12 protein-coding genes are annotated in these 19,422 nt (G+C 59.5%); 5 read left to right on the top strand and 7 right to left on the bottom strand.

Annotation, left to right across the window (positions count from 1 at the left end):
* Positions 1–97: 97 nt before the first annotated feature.
* Positions 98–1,813, top strand: a complete 1,716-nt coding sequence (locus H1Y61_RS25260; protein ID WP_180575568.1) for an amidohydrolase family protein — start codon at positions 98–100, stop codon at positions 1,811–1,813.
* A gap of 131 nt (positions 1,814–1,944) precedes the next feature.
* Positions 1,945–3,705: a phospholipase D-like domain-containing protein gene (locus H1Y61_RS25255; RefSeq protein ID WP_180575567.1), complete on the top strand. Its 1,761-nt coding sequence runs from the start codon at positions 1,945–1,947 to the stop codon at positions 3,703–3,705.
* A 226-nt stretch (positions 3,706–3,931) separates the two neighbouring features.
* Here H1Y61_RS25255 and H1Y61_RS25250 read toward each other — a convergent pair whose 3' ends face one another.
* The 4 genes from H1Y61_RS25250 to H1Y61_RS25235 all read right to left on the bottom strand — a co-directional run bounded on the left by H1Y61_RS25250 (position 3,932) and on the right by H1Y61_RS25235 (position 11,145).
* On the bottom strand, positions 3,932–9,019 hold the full coding sequence (locus tag H1Y61_RS25250) for a helicase-related protein (protein WP_180575566.1): 5,088 nt from the start codon (positions 9,017–9,019) through the stop codon (positions 3,932–3,934).
* A 98-nt stretch (positions 9,020–9,117) separates the two neighbouring features.
* Entirely contained in the window at positions 9,118–9,723 is a 606-nt protein-coding gene (locus tag H1Y61_RS25245) for a DUF1419 domain-containing protein (protein WP_180575565.1), read from the bottom strand.
* 131 nt (positions 9,724–9,854) lie between these two features.
* A complete protein-coding gene (locus H1Y61_RS25240) occupies positions 9,855–10,790 on the bottom strand; it encodes a DUF3991 and toprim domain-containing protein (RefSeq protein WP_180575564.1) in 936 nt (311 codons plus the stop codon).
* 175 nt (positions 10,791–10,965) lie between these two features.
* Positions 10,966–11,145: a hypothetical protein gene (locus H1Y61_RS25235; RefSeq protein ID WP_180575563.1), complete on the bottom strand. Its 180-nt coding sequence runs from the start codon at positions 11,143–11,145 to the stop codon at positions 10,966–10,968.
* Between the two features lie 618 nt (positions 11,146–11,763).
* On the opposite strand from H1Y61_RS25235, the gene H1Y61_RS25230 reads away from it, so the two are divergent.
* From H1Y61_RS25230 to H1Y61_RS25220, 3 genes are all read left to right on the top strand, one after another.
* The gene (locus H1Y61_RS25230; RefSeq protein ID WP_180575562.1) at positions 11,764–12,471 is read left to right on the top strand and encodes a DUF6088 family protein; all 708 of its coding nucleotides are present in this window, start codon (positions 11,764–11,766) and stop codon (positions 12,469–12,471) included.
* Positions 12,452–13,543 carry a nucleotidyl transferase AbiEii/AbiGii toxin family protein gene (locus H1Y61_RS25225; RefSeq protein WP_180575561.1) on the top strand — a complete coding sequence of 364 codons (1,092 nt, stop codon included), beginning with the start codon at positions 12,452–12,454 and terminating at the stop codon, positions 13,541–13,543. The genes H1Y61_RS25230 and H1Y61_RS25225 overlap by 20 nt, the downstream gene beginning before the upstream one ends.
* Before the next feature lie 125 nt (positions 13,544–13,668).
* Positions 13,669–13,872 carry a cold-shock protein gene (locus H1Y61_RS25220; protein ID WP_060511813.1) on the top strand — a complete coding sequence of 68 codons (204 nt, stop codon included), beginning with the start codon at positions 13,669–13,671 and terminating at the stop codon, positions 13,870–13,872.
* A 64-nt stretch (positions 13,873–13,936) separates the two neighbouring features.
* Here the strand turns inward: H1Y61_RS25220 and H1Y61_RS25215 are convergent, their stop codons facing one another.
* Genes H1Y61_RS25215 through H1Y61_RS25205 form a run of 3 tightly spaced genes read right to left on the bottom strand, consistent with a single transcriptional unit; the run spans position 13,937 to position 19,387 of the window.
* Positions 13,937–17,200, bottom strand: a complete 3,264-nt coding sequence (locus tag H1Y61_RS25215; RefSeq protein WP_180575560.1) for an error-prone DNA polymerase — start codon at positions 17,198–17,200, stop codon at positions 13,937–13,939.
* Positions 17,200–18,711 carry a Y-family DNA polymerase gene (locus tag H1Y61_RS25210; RefSeq protein WP_180575559.1) on the bottom strand — a complete coding sequence of 504 codons (1,512 nt, stop codon included), beginning with the start codon at positions 18,709–18,711 and terminating at the stop codon, positions 17,200–17,202. Before H1Y61_RS25210 ends, H1Y61_RS25215 begins: the two co-directional genes overlap by 1 nt.
* Positions 18,632–19,387, bottom strand: coding sequence for an ImuA family protein (locus H1Y61_RS25205; protein ID WP_180575558.1), 756 nt, complete (start codon positions 19,385–19,387; stop codon positions 18,632–18,634). Before H1Y61_RS25205 ends, H1Y61_RS25210 begins: the two co-directional genes overlap by 80 nt.
* Positions 19,388–19,422 lie beyond the last annotated feature (35 nt).

Raw genomic sequence — 19,422 nt, 5'->3', positions numbered from 1 at the left:
ATTTCTCGCTCATTTCTTCTCTCCCCCTATTAAGTACCATTGCCAATATACTACCGTTATGATTGCATCATTCTCGGGATACATTTGGGGGCCGTAGATGCGCAGGAGAGAATTTCTTCGCCATACGACGCTGTCGCTTGCTGTGCTAAGTGGCGGCTGCCGTACAACAGAGCCGGATCCATCTTTGCCGGGGACAGCACAGTCGATCATCGATGCGCATTGCCACGTCTTCAATGCGTCGGACCTGCCGACAGCACGGTTCCTGCGCCAGGTCGTTATCCGGGATTTTCCGAAGCAATCTGCGATGCGAACATTCGAGATCAGGGATCCCGACGTTACGGATCGATTCATCGAGCTCATTCTGACACTTCTGGGAGTAGACAAGGCACCGACAGCCAAGGAGGAGATAGCGTTCCTGAGGGGTGTGCCCGGGTCTCGTGCAAGGCGAGAGCCGACCGATGCGCGCGAAGCGGCCATAGCAGATACCGCAAACTTCCTTGTCATGCTCGATCGGCGACGGCGAAATATCGCGACAATGACGGTCCCGACGGCTCGGCAGACAAAGCGAGCTGCCAGCGACGAAAAATTTCTGGTTTACATGCTCGGCTCACGCACAGAGATCATGCGGTCTGACGCGGAAATGAGTTTTACCGATGCCCGCGTGGCCAGCCGGGAAGCGTTCACATCCAGGGGAGCGATTTCGCGATATCTCAACTGGTTCAGCCTGTTCAGATTGTATCGTCATGTCCTCGTCGAAAAGCTCATCACCGACACGACCCGGCAAGGCTTCAAACCCTTGATGCTGGCGCCAGCGCTGGTTGATTACGACGAGTGGCTCTATCAGGATGTCAAATCTCCGCTTGGCCAGCAAGTCGAAGTGATGTCCGAAATTTCAGTGCGTTGTGCCAAGCAGAAAGACGGGCCGGTGCTCCATGGCTACATCGGCTTTGACCCGCTTCGGGAAGTCGCTTTCGATAACAATAAAGGCAAGGTGAGCTCTCTAAACACCGTCGAACGCGCGTTGAACGAGTTTGGGTTCGCAGGCGTGAAGCTCTATCCACCAATGGGTTTTCAGCCATCAGGGAATAGGGGCCCCTACCCTAAGCGATCGATTGACATGCTCGGTTTTGATCCCAGCACGCAGATGGACGAGGCGCTACGCAAACTCTATGCGCTTTGCGTCAATCTTGATGCGCCGGTTCTCGCTCATGGCTATTCGTCAAACGAATCTGGCGATGGCTACGCCAAGCGGGGAGATCCTTACTACTGGCTTCCGGTTTTCGACGGCTTTCCCAAACTTCGTGTCTGCCTGGCTCATTTCGGGCGCTTCGATACCCTTTCACGCGGGCGGGAAAACCTCCCTTTTCCACAAGGAAGCTGGGAGTGGGCACTGGGTGAGTATATCAAGGGACACCCCAAGCAGAAGATATACGCCGATATCAGCTATTTTTCGGAAGCGCTGAACGACGACGTTGCGCTGCGGAAGTCCCTGGCAGCGAACTTCCGGCTTTGGACGGACTTGTTCGATCCAGGGGTAGATCGTCTGATATTCGGTACCGACTGGCTGATGCTCGGTCAGGAGAAGGGTTATGAACACTACGTCGATAGCGTTAAAACCTTCCTGACCAGAGATTGCAGCTTCACGGAGGAAGTCTGCGACAAGATTTTCAGGCGCAACGCGCTGAATTTTCTTCCCCTCCAGCAGCGCAGCATTGGCAGAAGGCGGCTTGAGAGCTGGTACGTGAGGAATGGCTTAGAGCCCGAAAGGCTGCCGCTCACGCAAGAAAGCATTTTTGCAGGCCTGTTTCGCTGACGCGTGCCAGCTCCTAGTGTCGCAGAGACCACAACTACCCATGCGATAATAACGAGATTTCGCATTCGGTATTCTCCCGCAGAAATTCAGCGGCGATCTGCGGGGCCGCCTTGCCGCCAAAGGGAATAGTCATGGGCGAATTCGAGAATTCTGACAGCAGAGATGGTTTTACCTGCAAACTCTGGCGCGGCGAGCGCATGACAATGCTTGGTTTCGACGTCCTGGAACCGGAGCCGGACTTCGTCGGGTTTTCGATTGAAGTCAAGTCGCCCTCGTCCAACCAGTTTTGGCCGTTGCGGAATCGGTTTGCTTTTTCCTATCCGTCCGGGGCTGGGGCTGAAGTTACCGGCGACAGGAACTTCTTGTCGACCGTGGCACCGTTCCAGAAGTTCCGATGGGTCCATTTCCCGTACCAGCCAGTGGACGGCACCTATGTCTATCGCGTCACGAAACTCCACATGCCCCGGGATAATGAACTTGTTGCTGGCACCAGTCTGACACTCGACATCGAGCAGAGCTCGGTGACCCACGACGGACTGGTCGATATCGGATTCACACGCAATTTCGCGTCGTCACAAGCCTATAAGGAACAGTTTGGCGGGAGGCAGGATATCATTCCCGAAAAGGCAAAGCAGGGTCTGGATTTCGTGAAGCCCGATGTCAGAAACGATCGTGGCCAAAGCGTCTATGAATGGCTTGGTTTCGAGGCTCGTGACCTTCTCTTCAGGTTTATTGACGAGGCACACGCAGACCCTGACCTCACCCTGGACGTGATGGCCTATGATCTCAATGAGCCTGACATCGTTGCAGGGCTGGAGCGCTTTGGCGAACGCATGCGGGCAATCATTGACGACTCTTCTTCGAAGGAAGATGGAGTTCCAAATGGCCACGATCTCGCAGACAGCCCGGAATCTCGATCAGCTGATCGTTTCATTCAGAGCGGCGCGGTAATCAAGCGCACGCACTTTCAAAATCTCCAACATCACAAGGTCTTCATAACCCGACGCAACGGCATCCCCGAGAAGGTGCTTTGCGGTTCCACAAACTTTACGTTCCGTGGGCTGTATATCCAGGCGAACAATATGCTGGTGTTTCATTCCGCCGGCGTAGCCGGGCTGTTCGGTCAGATGTTTGATATCGCCTTTAAAGACCCTGCAACGTTCAAGAGACAGGATTTTGCAAAGACATGGCACAGCATTCACACCGAGGGAAAACCGACGGTGCAAATTTGCTTCTCCCCGCATACGCAAACCGACTTGTCGCTCAATCCAATACGGGGGGCGATCGATCAGGCCACATCGTCTGTCTTCTATTCAGTTGCGTTTCTTGGCCAAATGACCAAGGGGCCAACAGTGGAGGCCTTCCGACGACTGATGAAGCGGCCGGTGTTCAGTTACGGAACCGTGGATTCCCGGCGTGACATGGAATTGCGAAAGCCCGATGGATCCGTGGGACTGGTCGATTTTGCATATCTGGCTCGCAAAGCGCCGGAACCCTTCAAAACCGAATGGAACGGCGGTAAGGGCCGCAACATTCACCACAAATTTCTGGTCACTGACTTCAACTTGCCCACAGCAAAGGTCTTTACCGGCTCCAGCAACTTCTCGCCATCTGGTGAAGAGGGTAACGGAGACCACCTGATCATGATCGAAGACCGAAAGATCGCCACTGCCTACGCAATCGAGGCCGTACGGGTCTTCGATCACCTTCAGTTTCGCAACCGGATGCGGGATGCCTTTGGAAAGAAGGATGGAAAACTCGAAAAGGCAAAGGCCCCGAAGGCGATGGTCCTTCGTAAACCCACAGCTATCAGCGGCGAAGAAGCGTGGTTCGAAAAGTTCTACAAGCCCGACAGCCAAGCTGAGAGGGACCGGCAGCTCTTTTCGAGATAGCGCGCTACTGACGTTCTCGAAAAGTACAACGCATGGTACCCAATTGGCTCCGGTCCGAGAGATCCAATCAATAAAAAGGCGCTCGACCCTTTCGGGGAGCGCCTTTTCTGACCCGGACAGCTTCGAACGCGCGGCAATTGCCACTGCAGGAAACCATCGAAACGGGTGATGACCAATAGATGTGTGTGGTCGTGCCCCGTTTCAAGTGGGGCAGATATGTCGCTGCTTACGCCGCTTCCTTGCGATCCTCCTCTGGTTCGTCGGCGGTTGCTGCCAGATCCCTCTCGATCTCGTCCAGTTGGCTCAGCTTGAGTTCGAGCTCGGCTTCGAATGAGAAGCTTTCACCCAGACGCGGCGTATAGGAGGCGAGACGCCGTTTCGCATCGGCGAGGCGAATGCGATGGCTCTCTCGTTCCTGTTCAAACCCACCAAGCGCATGTTCGAGCCGGGAGATCGCGCCGATCGGCGTCGTGGTCACTGGGAGGTCGATCTCGTATTCGCCACCCGTGCGTTGAAGAAACGTGTCGTAGCGATAACCGTCTTTGCCGAACCGCTCGCCATGATAGGCGAGATCGAAGCCGCCGATGGTGGCGATGATCACCGCTTTCTCCTGCTGAAGCTGAACCAGCGTCAGGATTTCCTTCATCAGCGCGCGGCCAGCGAGTTTGCGCTCGTCGAAAGTGTATTCACCGACCTGCATTGTGAATGCATCGCGCGTAGTCGGGATCAGACGTTCAATGTCCCTACCCACATCCTCAATCCGCCGGCCAGCCAATTCGATGTCACGCTCGGCGTCGCGGATCTGCCGGCGGATCGCGTGCTGATCGTCGATATGGGCGGCCCGCAATCGATCGAGACGAGCAATCTCGGCCTCAAGCCCGGCTTTTTGCATCAGCCGCTCGTCGCCGGACGCGATGGCCTTGGCCATAGCGAACTGGTTTGCCTGCCCCTCGCCCATATCTTCCAGCCGCCGGACGCTGGTGTCGCCGGACAAAGCTGCCGCGATGAAGCGGGCCTTGCGCTCGTTGTTCTGCCACATGGTGGCATCGAGACTGCCAAGCGTCGCGTAGGCGAAAACGTCGACCTCGTCATGCTGGTTGCCCTGGCGGATGATGCGGCCCTCGCGCTGCTCGATCTGCGATGGCAGCCATGGGACGTCGAGGTGATGCAGGGCCTTGAGGCGCGCCTGAACGTTCACGCCGGTTCCCATGGTTTCGGACGAGCCAATCAGCACGCGGACCTTGCCGGCGTTGAAGTCGTTGAACAGCCGCTGCTTGGCATCCGACTTCTTGTAGTCCTGCATGAAAGCGATTTCGGATGCCGGCACGCCCAATCGCACCAGTTCATCGCGGATCCAGCGATAGGCCGAAAAGCCACGGGTCGCCTCCACATTGATCGTGCCGAGATCGGAGAAGATCAGCTGGCCAGCGCCCGGCCGGTCGAACGCCTTGCCGTCCTTGCGGCGATACTCTGCCTCTCCCGTTTCCTGCCAGATCCGGTGGGCATTGGTGACCAGTGCATTCAGCTTGTTGGCCGCCTCATTGCCCATGGCCTGATCGACCAAGCGCAGATCGATCGCGGCGTGGCGGCCGTCGGTGATGACGGAAAGCAGGATGTCATCACCGGGCTTTGCCGGACCGTCGCGCATCTCGATGGCCTTGATCCGCGCGTCAAGTTGCTTCTGGTACGCCTTGAAAGCAGCGGTTGGCTCTGCGGTGACGATCTGGCGCTTGCCGCCGGAGACCTCCGGCACTTTCACATAGGTTTTCAGATCAACCGGCAGCACGACGTCGGCAAACGACCGAAACATGGCGATCAGCTCCGGCACGTTGACGAACTGGCTGAAGCGCGTGACCGGCTTGTACTTGCCCGACGGCTGCAGTTCGAGTTCGGTTGAAGTGTCACCGAAGGTCGAGGCCCAGGCGTCGAACTCTTGCAGACCACGTTCCGACAATGCTGTCGGATCCATCATCCGCTGCACGGAGAACATCTCGCCGAGCGTGTTGGTGATCGGCGTTCCCGAAGCCAGCACCAGCGCCCTGCCCGGGTTCTTTGTCTCGATGAAGCGGGATTTGACGAATAGATCCCAGGCGCGCTGCGAGCCGTTCGGATCGACACCGCGAAGCGTCGACATGTTGGTGGCAAAAGACAGCTTGCGAAACTCCTGCGCCTCGTCGACGATGATCTGATCGATACCAAGCTCGGAGATGGTCAGCAGATCGTCCTTAAGCGTGGCCAGCGCTTCAAGCCGTTCCTTGTGACCCTCCTTCATGCGCTCGATGCGCTTGCGCGACAGCCGATCCCGGCTATCAACCTTGACCAGCAGCTCCTCGTAGAGGTCCAGTTCGTCCTGGATCATCTGGGCCTCGAACGATGAGGGAACGGAGATGAAGCGGAACGCCGAATGGGTGATGATGATGGCATCCCAGTTGGCGGTGGCTGCCCGTGACAGGAAGCGGTGGCGCTTCTCCCTGACGAAGTTGGTCTCGTCGGCAACCAGGATGCGGGCATTGGGATAGAGCGCCAGAAACTCGCGCGCGGCCTGCGCCAGGCAATGGCCGGGCACGACCAGCATCGCCTTGTTGATCAGACCGAGCCGGCGCTGCTCCATAATGGCGGCCGCCATGGTCAACGTCTTGCCGGCGCCGACGGCGTGGGCAAGATAGGTGGCACCGGCGGAGATGATCCTCCAGATGCCGCGCTTCTGGTGCCCGTACAAAGAAAAGGCGCCAGAGGCGCCGGGAAGTTGGAGATGATCGCCGTTGAAGGCTCGAGGCGCGATGTTGTTGAAGGTGTCGTTATAGACCCGCGCCAACCGGTCGGTGCGGTCCGGGTCAGACCAGATCCACGACTGGAATGCGGTCTTGATTTTGGCGAGCTTTTCCTTGGCGGCTTCCGTCTCCACCGTGTTCAGCACCCGGCGCTCGGTCTCGCCGTCGCGGACGGTGTCGAAGATCTGCGGCACGGACGAGTTCAGAGCGTCGGAGAGAAGCTGGCCGGCATGGCGGCGGTGAGTGCCCCATTCCGTCGTCCCGGCGGCCGACCATTCGAGCTGCCGGGCATTGACCGTCCATGTCGCCAGTTCCTGCAGGTGGTGAATGGAGATCGCCGCCTCCATGGTCTCGTGCACGAAGGCGACGACATCGTCGACTGGGATCCACGGTGCGCCAAGGCGTGCGGTGATATCAGAAGGCCTGAGATCGGCTGGCTGGACGCGCTCCAGTGCTGTCACGTTTCGCGCGAAGGCCGGATCGAGTTCGACCGCAGCGCGGGCAACAGAGAGCTTCGAGCGGACTGCGCCGGACAGATAGGCATCGGCCGTCTGCCAGGAGCCGTCGGATGGATCGCGGAAGATCGCCTCGCCCAACTCGCCAAGAACGTCCTCAACGTCGCCATGCAGCAGCTCGGCGATGTGGTCGGGATCGACATGACCGCGTTCGTTCAGAACAACCGCGAGCGCATCTGATGCCGAGGTGATCACGGGCGCCGGCGGCGGCGCGATCACCCGCTCAGTAAAGATCGGTCCTGGCTTCGCGGTGTTGGTCTCCAGATCGTAGTCTTCGATCGAGGCCACCAACCAGCAATCGGGATCATCGAGGAAAGGCGCGAGGTTCGGCCGGCGATGGGTCTCGCGGACTTCACCGGTTTCCGGATCCTCCGATGTCGAGACGGAGGTGAAGTTGATCGGGCCGAATTCGCGCACGAAGCTCGACCAGGCGATGCGCAATGAGACCTGCGCCGTTTGCCAGGGCTGGTCGCGCTCCTGAAGCGTGAGGATGAGCCGGACCGCGTCGCGGATTGGGATGAGTTTGCGGATGATCAGGGCATGCTTGGCAAAGATGCCATTGGTGCTGCGACCTTTCCTGACCTCGACCGGAACAGCAACCCCATCCACCACCTGCATCAGGGCCGTGCCCTTGCCGATGAAATAGCTGCCCTCGCGGACCTTGGGATCATCAGGCCGCTCTGCCATCGCATCCGCCACCTCATCCTCAAGTTCGAAATCGATTGTGGTTGGCTCGCTGTTATAGATGTCCGCAGGAAGCCATTCGATGGCAGCGTTCAGGCTCGTTTCAAGATCATCACCCGTCGGCTGGCAAGTGTAGGTCTCACCGAATGGCCCTGAGGTGATCGCATGGCGTCCCAGCACCATCTCGGGATGATCAACGAACCACTTATTGGTACGCATGCTACCGCCCTCGCCTGCCACCGACGCATCCGCAAGATCGAGCCAGCTATCGTCTCCAGCCGGCTCGTCGGCGCGGCGCTTCCGGAAAAAGAGGATATCGACGACAACATCCGTGCCGGCGTCAGCGCGGAAACTGCCTTCGGGAAGGCGGATCGCGCCAACGAGATCGGCCATGCCGGCGATGTGTTCGCGGGCGCGGGCGTCGGCCTTGTCGATCGTGCCGGACGAGGTCACAAAGGCAGCAAGCCCGCCAGGCTTTAGCCGGTGGATGGATCTGGCGATGAAATAGTCATGCAGCCGCAAGCCGAAAGAGCGGAAGGCCGGGTCGCTTTTCACCGTACGGTCGGAAAAGGGCGGATTGCCGATCGCCAGATCGAAATGCGCAGGCAGGTCCGTCCGCGCGAAATCGCCGTTGATGATTTTGGCCCGCGGCTGCAACAACCGAACGATGCGGGCGGTGACGGGATCGAGCTCGACGCCGGTGACGTGGCTCACCTTGGAGAGCGCCTCCGGCATCAGCGCCGGAAACATGCCAGTCCCGATACCCGGCTCCAAGATCCGGCCACCCTTGAAGCCCATGCGGATCAGCCCTGCCCAGATGGCAAGAACGATAAACTCCGGAGTAAAGTGGGCATATTGCGTGCAGCGCGCCAGAGACGCGTAATCACCCGGCGCAACGGCACTTTCGAGATTGCCGCCGAGCTCCTCCCAACCTTTGCGAAATGCCTCGTCGCCCGGACGCCGGAATATGCCGTTGGCCAGATCGGAGGCGCCGAAGCCGGTGAACTTGATCAACCTGGCCTGCTGGTCAGGTCGGGCCGGAAGGCCCTGACGCTCGATCTCATGGGCGAAAAGGATGGCGGCGATATTGTCACGCGCACGGTCGCGCCAGGACTTGGCGAGACCGCGTGAACCCTGCAGCCGGAAATTGACCTTCGTGCGTATCTGTGGTGTGGGCTTGGGTTCTTTGCGGACCGGAGCGGCCGGCGCAGGTGTCGAGCGCCAGGGGTCGATATCGATATCGGTACCGAAGTCTGCTGCGAAACCCGGCACTCCGCGATCAAAACCCGATGCGAGAGCTGTGTTACCGAACAAGTCTGACGTGAAAGGATCGTCATGCGCCATTGGAAAACTCCTGTGAGTGGGCGCGCCGAGGCACACTCGCGGGAAGAAGCGGTGTTGCCAGGCTGCGGATGGTGGAGGTTTGGACGTGAAGACTGCCGTCAGGCAGCGATGGTTTCCGGCAGAAGACGGAATTGCACCGGGAGTTTGGCGGCGATCTCCTCGTCGGTCAGATCGGCCAGAAGCTTCCAGATTTTGCCCTGGGCAGAGGGATAGATGAGCACGATCTGGCGATTGCGAAGATCCGCAGGCCAGCGGTTGTCGGCATAGGCACGAAAATCGGGGCCGGTCATGCTCCAGATATGATCGAGTTTTTCTTGGGCGCTCATTGCGCGCACCGGGCGGGATTCCCGGGCAATAATCTCGCCGCGCATCCGGTCGGGCGACTGGCGATCACCGAGATCGCAATAGCCATGGAACCAGCGAGACCGATCATCGATCGTCAACGCGAAGAACACGCTGGTGACGCTGGCGGCCAGAAACTCGCGCATGGCGAACATGTCACCGCGGTAAAACAGCGGAGGGAGGATCTCGAACATGCGGTCGTGGTCGGCTTCGGATATCTCGAACCACTCACCGACATAACGCGTGCCGGAAATACGGTCATCGTCGAATGGCGACTGGCTGTGGCGGTTGAACAGGGCGTACATCTCATGGCGGCTGGCCACGCCTTCGAACACCTTACGGATAGCGGGGGAAACGAACATCTGCGGCTCCTCTGGGGGTTGCGACTGAAGCGAAGCCTGATCGACCTCTCTGTTCAGTCCTTTGATTACCCCTCCTCAGCCGGCGCCTCGCGGGCAGCGGGTCAAGGGCCGCCGTCAGGCGGGCGGCAGCTTTACCCTTGATGCGCTGGCCGCGTATGCGGCAGCTCTCCTCTTTCCCTCCTGGCCTTCAGTTCCTCATTCCAGTCTTCACATCGCGACCTCAGCCGGGAGAAATCGCAGCCGGCGCATTCCGCCATCTGGCGCAGACGATCGGCAAAAACCTCACCCTGAACATTGTTGTCGGTCGCGGCCACCAGCCACGTGCCTTCCCCGGACGCTAAGTTTTTCAACGCGAGCGCGGTTAGCGGCGACCACCCGCCGCCGGTGCTGACGTAGAGCGTGTCGGATCGTGTCTGCTCGATTGCGGCCAGGCTGAGCGCATCGATCGCCGCCTCGGTCACACAGATCCGACGAACGTCGTTCATTCCAAACCGGAAGAGCGCCTTGGCGCCGCCGGTGGAAAACCCGCGCCAGTCCGGACCGCGCTCTTCCCAGCCAATGACCGCGCCCGCCTTATCGACATGCTTTGCCCACATCGAGCCAAATGGGCCTTCTCGAAGAACGTCCGCCTCGATCGCCGCAGAAATGACCTGCCATGGCAGCGCCCGGTTCTGTCGAAGATAGCTCCACGTCGCCGATGCGCGCCATGGCCGTTTTCGGTGGTTCCACCGGCCAGGGATCGAAGCCCCTGTTTGCGTTTGACGGAGAGGCCTCTCCCAGGCCGGCTCGGTCGGCTGAAACGCGACGAGATCGCCGACCACCGCCAAGGCCTCCGTAAAGCCGATCCCGTGGAGATAGCTTGCGAGCGCGAAAACATCGCCCTTGGCATCCGAACGGGCGTCGAACCAGCCTCTGTCGTCATGAATCACGATGATGATATCGTCGTCGCAGCGGAATTTGACTGCCCGGCGCGTGCTTTCTTTCCGGTCTATCGCGAACCCCTCATGCTCAAGGACGGCTGCGCAGCCCACCCGGGCACGCAGCTCCTCGATATCATTTTTTCCCATTTCGCTTCCTCTGCTTTCCTGACTTTTTGGACTGGCAGCGCCCAGGCCGCGAAGATGGAAGCGCGCAAGGGCGCGGTTCGCAATGTGCAGATCTGCGAGGTAAGCTCGCGGCGAAGCCTCCCTTGCGCGCGCAACAGCGCAAGCGGCACGCCTTCCCCCGAAAGGGGTGATCGGCTCAATGAGCCGATCCGTAGGCAAAGGGATCATAGATATTGATGATGGCGTCCTCGTCGCCGTCATACTCGGCGGAAAGCATGACGCCGATCTCGCCATCGATTTCGAAGAGGGTGACCGGGACCATCAGGGTCCGGGCTAGATCGAATGCGTGGTTTTGTGCAAGGGTCAGATCCGACATGTGAGGCTCCATCCGTTGGCGGGGCCGATCCCCGCTCGATGGCACCCGTTTGATCCGGACCCGGCCGCGGTCACCTCGGCGGCGTAGCCAGAGAGGTCGCAGTAGCTGCGAACCCCCTGTGGGTTGACCGTCCAAGGTCGGGACTGGATTAGGGATGCCAGACAAGAGAGCTGGGTTGGCAACGCCAATGGTTGAAGCATTATTGCGCTCGGCCTGAATTGCCTTGCCGCTTGCTGATCAGGCGACCTGCAGGTTCCGATACAAAGAAAGTGTTGGGCAGTTGCTGCTTGTGGTTTTCCGAAAGGGGAACTGTGGGGCAACGCTTGATGGTGCCAGACCAACGTAGTCACTGAACGCGTCAGGGATGAAAGCCAGAAGGGAGAAGAGTCGCGTCCCGAGGCTTCTGCATAGCCAACAGTCCGGCCGACAGGGCGACGTTATGTCCAACTGTGAAGGCCTCGTTCTCTCCGGTTTGCAACGATTGGGAACAACGCATGCGTCGAATTTTGCATGCGCTTTACTGACCAATATTTAGATATAAAAATTGGTCAGTAGGGCAGCGCCGGTTGCTAGTGACCAAAGTTTGTATATAATCTTCGGTCAGAAGGTAGGACAACCATGCCGAATCCGACATCGGACACTCTTGAGCGCATTCACGATCGCATAGCTGCGGCGTCCCCCGGAGGCGTTTGGTCGCGTGACGACTTCCTCGATATCGGAACACCCAATGCGGTCGAAAAGGCGCTGCAGAGGCTCACCACCCGCGGAGATATTCGGCGCCCATATCGAGGCTTCTACGACAAGCCGGGCATCAGCCAGTTGACTGGGAAAATGGTGTTCCCGCCGCGCGCCGCGTTCGTCGACGCGATTGCGCGGCGTGACAAGCTGCGGGTTTTGGTTGACGGCATGACCGCCGCTAACGACCTTGGCTTGACAACAGCTGTCCCCGCACGTTCGACGATCTACGCGGATACCTACCCTCGCACGATTGAGATCCAAGCAAACTCCGGCGATCCGAACGCAACGAAGCCGGTCATCTACCGGCTTGATTTCAAGAGAATAGCGGCAAAGACGGCTTTTTGGGCCGGGCGACCTGCCATGCGGATCGTCCAGGCCCTGAGCTGGTTTCGGGACGAACGGTCGAATTTCGAAACCATCGTCGACGGAGTGGTCCGTCATCTCGCGCAAAGCTCGCAAAAGCGATCAATCGTCGAAGATCTGCGCGAGAACATTCGCGCACTTCCTGCATGGATGTATCCCGTGGTGGAGACAATAACGCGCGACACTCGCGTCACAGAGGAAGAAAATGCGCCAGGGCTTCATTAATGTGCTTCGCAGTAGCGCCGATGAGCGCCGGGCCTTGTTCGAAACAGTGGCTTCCGACCTACAAACGCGCGCCGAGAATATCGAAAAGGATCTCTACGTCTGCTGGGTTCTCGACTTCCTGTTCAATGGGCGCACCGACGATCCGATCGGCCTCTACTTCAAGGGTGGCACCAGCCTCAGCAAGGCCTATGGCCTGATCAATCGCTTTTCCGAGGATATCGATATCGGCATTTACAAAGCCGATCTGAAAGTGCCGACTGAGCCTGAGATTGCGGCTCTCTCCTCGGTGACCAAGCAGCAAAAGGCACTGGCGGAAGAGGTCGACGAGGCCGCACGCCAATATATGTCCGGCCCCCTCAAGGAAAGCCTTAGCCAAGAAATTGATGCGGTCGAGGCCGAGATCGGCCAAGCCGGGCATTTCTCTCTCAATTTCGGTTACGATGCCTACCGGAAGAAAGATGCCCTCGACATTCTCGTGGTCGGATACAAAAGCGTTTTCGATACAAGCGCGGGCTATGTTGAGGCAGCAGTGCGTATTGAAGGCGGAGCGCGCCCAGACCCACTTCCGGCGGAGGTGCGGACGATTCTGGCCTATGTCGCCAAGGAAATGGGTGAAAGCGATTTCACTGTTCCCAACGTCACGACCGTTAAGCCGGAGAGGACGTTTTGGGAAAAGGTTCTCATTCTGCACGCGATGACGGAAACGACCGAAAAGCGCAGCGCTGAGGAAGACCCGGAAAGAAGGATCCCGGACCTCAATCGATATTCACGTCACTATTACGACGTCCACCAGATTTGGACACATCAGGACTACGGTCTGGCAACGGCTTCAATGCGTGAACTCGCAGAGGCATGCAGACAGCATAAGGAACTCATGTTCCGATCTCCAGACCACCGATATGATCGGGCCGTGCCCGGCACATATCGCCTCGTGCCGACACCAACCATGCGCAAGAAACTCGCCGCTGACTACGAAAGAATGTCGGCAATGATCTTTGCAACGCCGCCCGGCTTCGAAGCGGTGATGAAAAGTATTGAGGAGCTTGAGGCAGCGGTCAACACGACCAAATAGCCCATCCCCTCTAAGAATAGGCCTCGATGCCGCTATCGCCCTGTTGGCAGTTGTTGAGCAAGCAATCGCACTATAAAAAGCCTGTCGCAGAGTCAAATGGCTGCGGGATTTGAAGAGGAACTGTCATGCCCACCGGTACTGTAAAATTTTTCAATGATGACAAGGGATTTGGTTTCATCACACCGGAGACAGGCGGAACGGATGTCTTCGTGCACGTATCTGCTTTGCAACAAGGCGGGTCGCTGAGAGAAGGTGACAAAGTCAGCTTCGAGGTTGGCCAGGATCGCAAGACCGGAAAGTCCAAGGCCGAGAACGTCAGCGTACTCTGATCCTTGATGAGTCGATTAGCATGCCTATGAAGTGGCAGGCTAACTGCACCCTACATCTGCGGATTTACTGAAAATTCCGGCTTTTCACCTTCAACGTGTCGATATGCAAGTCAGGCACGTAAATTTCCCGGGCCTTGACGCCCATCGGCGGCCGCTCACGACTGTCGGGACTGCCGGGTGATCCATGTGCGAATTCATCGCCACGCCCTGTCGGCACCCGGAATGTGTCCCGCTCGCCGAGGCTCGCCAGATCGCTGGTCAGATCGAACAGCCGTTGCGCCACCAGATGCACCACGCCGCCTTCGCGTTGGATCCTGCCGTTGATCGCCATCATGGCCGATCCAAGCACGACGCGACGCTGCTTTTCGAACAGGCTTGGCCAGACGACGATATTGGCAACGCCTGTCTCATCCTCGATGGTCATGAACATCACACCCTTGGCGCTACCCGGTTTCTGCCGGACGAGGACAAGGCCTGATGTCATCAGCCATCGCCCGTCACGCGCCGATGTTGCCTCGGCACAGGTGACGATGTTTCGGCGGGCGAGATCCTCCCGCAGGAAACTGACCGGATGGGCTCGCAGAGTGACCCCCTTATGCCCGTAGTCCTCTACGACATTGGCGCCCTCCGTCATCTGCCGAAGCGTCACGTCCGGTTCCTGCTGTTCGGCAATTACCGCCCGCTCGCGATCGGCAGCCGCAGCAAACAAAGGGAGCGGCTCGTCGCGCAATGCCTTGATCGCCCAGAGCGCGTCCCGTCTTTCAAGGTTTAAGGACGGCCGGAACGCATCAGCTTCGGCGAGCTTGACCAGGGAGGCCGACGACACGCCGGCGCGCCGCCACATATCGTCGATGGAAACGAAGTGATCGCCGCCGCGCGCCACCGCGATCTTCGCCGCATCCTGTTCGGGCAAACCCTTGACCAGTCGCATCCCGAGGCGCACGGCATGATCGTCGGTTCCCTTGATCTCTTCGAGCGTGCAATCCCATCGTGAACGGTTGATACAAACCGGCCGGATCGCAACACCATGGTCTCGGGCATCGGTGACGATCTGAGCCGGCGCATAGAACCCCATCGGTTGCGCGTTGATGAGGGCGGCACAGAACACATCCGGATAGTGGCATTTCACATAGGACGAGGCATAGGCGATGAGGGCGAAAGACGCCGCGTGGCTTTCTGGAAAACCATAGGAGCCAAAGCCTTCGAGCTGCGAGAAGGTTTTTTCGGCGAATTCCTCGGTGTAGCCGTTTTTCACCATCCCCTGGACGAGCTTGTCCTTGAACTTGCTGACCCCGCCGGTGAACTTGAAGGTCGCCATCGAGCGTCTGAGGGCATCGGCCTCGCCGGCGGTAAAACCGGCACAGACGATCGCGACTTTCATGGCACTCTCCTGAAACAACGGCACGCCCAGCGTCTTGCCGAGCACAGCCTCCAGTTCCGGCTTGGGATAAACGACCGCCTCCTTGCCTTCGCGCCGTCTCAGATAAGGATGCACCATGTCGCCCTGGATCGGACCGGGGCGAACAATGGCCACCTGAATGACCAGATCGTAATAGGTCTGGGGTTTCAGCCGCGGCAGCATCGACATCTGCGCGCGGGATTCGATCTGGAAGGTGCCGAGCGTGTCGGCCTTGCGGATCATCGCGTAAGTGGCCGGGTCCTCCTGCTCGATGGTGGCGAGATCAAGCTTCACTCCCTTGTGCTCTTCCAGCAATGCAAAGCCCTTGGCCATGCAGGTCAGCATTCCCAAGGCCAGCACATCAACCTTCATGAACTTGAGCGCCTCGATGTCGTCCTTGTCCCATTCGATCGTTTGCCGATCCTCCATCCGGGCCTGCTCGACCGGCACCAGCTCGTCGAGGCGGTCATTGGTCAGGACAAAACCGCCGGGGTGCTGGCCCAGATGACGCGGGGCGCCCATGAGTTGCTGCGCCAGTTCCAATGTCAGCCGCAGGCGGCGGTCGGACATGTTCATGTTCAGCTCGTTGACCTGCTTTTCACCGACGCCCTCCTTGCTCCAGCCCCAGACGCCTGCCGACAGCGCCGTGATCATGTCTTCGGGCAAGCCGAGCACCTTGCCGACATCACGCAGCGCACCCTTGGCGCGGTAGCGCGTGACGGTCGCGCAAAGGGCAGCCTTCTGCCGGCCGTAGGTCTTGTAGATCCACTGGATCACCTCTTCGCGCCTGGCATGTTCGAAATCGACGTCGATATCAGGTGGCTCGTTGCGCTCCTCCGAGATAAAGCGCTCGAACAGCAGATCGTTGGCGGCCGGATCGATCGACGTGATCCCAAGCACATAACAGACGGCTGAATTGGCCGCACTTCCACGACCCTGGCAGAGGATATCTTGAGATCGCGCGAAGCGGACGATGCTGTAGACCGTCAGGAAGTACGGGGCGTAGTCGAGTTTGCGGATCAGATCGAGTTCGTGATTGAGCGTCTTCACCACATCATCCGGCACACCCTCGGGATACCGATCGTGAACGCCCTCCCAGGTGAATTTTTCCAGCGTCTGCTGCGCCGTCAGTCCGGGGATGATCGCCTCCTCGGGATATTGGTAGGTGAGCTCGCTCATGTCGAAGCGACAGCGATCGACAATCTCGCGGGTGCGGGCGAGTGCCTCAGGATAGCGGCCGAACAGACGGTGCATTTCCTCAGGGGGCTTCAAAAAACGATCGGCGTGCCGTTCGCGCAAGAACCCGGCCCGGTCGATGGTCGTGCGATGGCGAATGCAGGTGACGATATCCTGCAGCTGTCGCCTGCCCGGCTCGTGAAACAGCACGTCATTGGTGATGACCGGCCGGACCTTTTGCCGGATCGCCAGGGTGTTGAGCTCATGCAGGCGCAGTTGGTCGTTCGGTCGCCGGCGCAGCGTCAGTGCCATATAGGCGCGGTCACCAAATATCTCCTTCACCTTGCGCAGCTGGACGGCGCATGCATCATCGGCCTCGTCGGGGATCAGGACGGCGAGCAGGCCCTCTGCATAAAGAGCCACATCCGTCAGATCGAGGATACATTTTCCTTTGCCGCCGCGCTCCTTGCCGAGTGACAGCAGCCGGCAAAGCCTCGAATAGGCGGCCCGGTCCGTCGGATAGACCAGCATCGACATGCCGTCCGCCAGATCGAGCCTGCAGCCGACGACCAGCCGGACGCCGGTTTCCTTGGCCGCTTCCCAGGCCCGCACGATCCCAGCCAGGCTGTTGCGATCGACGATGCCAAGCGCCTCGATGCCGAGTGCCTGGGCCGTCGCAAACAGCTCATCGCAGCCTGACGCGCCACGCAGGAAGGAGAAATGACTGGTGACCTGGAGCTCGGCGTAGCGCATCAGCCATAAATCCCGTGCAGGAACCATTTGGCCGTTCCGGTCGCAGGATCCACACCGTCGCCGGAGCGATAGACCCAGAAGCGATTGCCGTCCTCATCCTCAACGGAATAGTAGTCCCTGACCGCCTCCATCTCGGAACTTCGGACCCACCACTCGCCGAATACCCGTTCCGGCCCGTCACCACGCTTGATGCGCCGGCGTTTTCCCCGCCAGGTCATCGATGCCGGCGGATGGTCGGGTGTGAGCGCAATCACCTCGATGCGTTCCGGGCGTGCCAGCATCCGGCTCGGTCGGGGCCAGCGGGTCGGCCAGGCCTGACCCAGTTTTGCGGAAACGGGGGAGACACGCCCGACATTGCGCTCGGGAACGTCGCTTTCAACAGGCGCCAGCCGGTACATGCGCTGACCGCGATTTCCAAAACTGTCGAGCAGCGGCGTGACATCGACGATGGTTTCTTCGACCAGCGAGGAGACGGACTGCTTTTCTTCGAACGGTTCGATCATGGTAGCAGTTAGGGACAGTTTCTCGATGCCGAAACCCGGATCGATCTTCTCGATGCTGGAACAGAGAAGCTTTGTCAGATGAGGGATATCGCGTACCGGTTTTGCCGTGCCGGTGCGCAGAGACTGCAATGTGTTGTCGACGCGGTAGACAATCAGATCGGCGCGGCGAACGCCCTGCCCGCGCGTTTCCAACGCGGCGCAGAGTTCGACCACCAAGCGGCCAATATATTTGGCTATAGTCTCGGCCGCGCCGATCGGTTCGGAAAAGGATGTGATCACTTCGATCAGGTCTGCGGTGCGAATGGGGTCGATCGGTTCGGCAAGGCGTCCGAACATCTGATCGAGCCGGCGGCCGACCTCCGGTCCGAAACGCAGAGACAAAGGCGCCCGCGGCGTGGCCGAGAGCTCGCCGACGGTGCGAAACCCGAGTACCGCCAGACCGCTGACGATGTCGGGCGACAGACGAAGGCTGGAAATCGGCAGGTTGACCACGGCCTTTGCTGTCTCACCAACTGGCACGATGATCACCTCTCGCCGCGTGGCGCGGGCGATCGCATGGGCACTGCCCCACGTATCGGCGATGGCGCCATGGGCCCGAAGACCATGACCTCTCAACGCGTTGACGAGACCAGTCAGCATCGGCAACTCGCCGCCACGCAGGTGATCGGCGCCCTCGGTATCCATGACAATGCCGTCGGGACCGTCCATTGCCACGACCGGCGTATATTGGCGTAGCATCCACAGCGCCAGACGCTCGACCGCCGCGGCATCGCCGTTCGGGTCGGCATCAACTATGTGCAGGCCGGATATCATCGCCTGGGCTTTGGCGGCGGGCATGCCGATGCGGACGCCGGCCTTGAAGGCCGCAGCATCGACTGCAGAGACTGTGCGTTTCGATCCACTGCGGGAAACGACCACGACCGGTGTTTCAGGCAAAATTCCGGGATCCGCGCGCCTGATCCTGTCCGTTGATAGCGTGGGGAGAAAGACTGATACGACCCGTGGCATCGCAGGCACCTATTTCAAATTCTGCGGCTTCTCCCGCCCTTGCTCTGATCAATTCCGCCAGCCACCGTGCCCGCCCGATGCCCGGCACGGGAAGCGGCTCGGAAGGCAGGAGGCTGATGCGCCAGCGCGTGGTGGCGGCCGTCGGCTGTCCAAAATCAGCCGCCTCCGTCGGGCGACGCCATCGGCGAAGCGCAATTCCGATCGTTCCTGAAGCTTCGGCGGCCAGCTGCAGCCGCCGTGAGGCGGTCATCGGCAGGCGCACAAGCTCGGCAACGACGGCGCCAAGCCCGCCAAAACGCAGGCCCTCCTCGAAATTCGTGAGCACGTCCTCTTCCCGGTCGGCCTCGACATATATCACCCGATCATGATGGAGGCCCGCCTGTGCCAGGGCCGGTGCAAACAGGTCGGGTCGCGTCAGGCACCAGAGAATGTCGCCCTTTGTGCGCGCCACGATGCCCGCGACGAACAGAGCGGCCGCAGCACCATGGACCGCGTCGGCGCCACCACCTGCCACTTCGTGCAAGGCGCCGCAGGCCAGCCCACCCCCGGGAAGCTTTGCGTCGATCTCGGCAAGACCGAATGACAGAACATCACCCTTGCGCACAGCCGCGCCTTCGAGGCGCTGTATGCGCTCGCGAAGATCTGCAATTGTCGGATTGACGGCGGAGTTAAGCATAGGCTGCGGATCTTTCTGATGCTGCTCAGGGCTTT

It is taken from the genome of Agrobacterium vitis, from assembly GCF_013426735.1.
Taxonomy (GTDB): Bacteria; Pseudomonadota; Alphaproteobacteria; order Rhizobiales; family Rhizobiaceae; genus Allorhizobium; species Allorhizobium vitis_D.
Note: the sequence above shows the minus strand (reverse complement) of the source record. Positions and strands in the feature narration are given on the sequence as shown.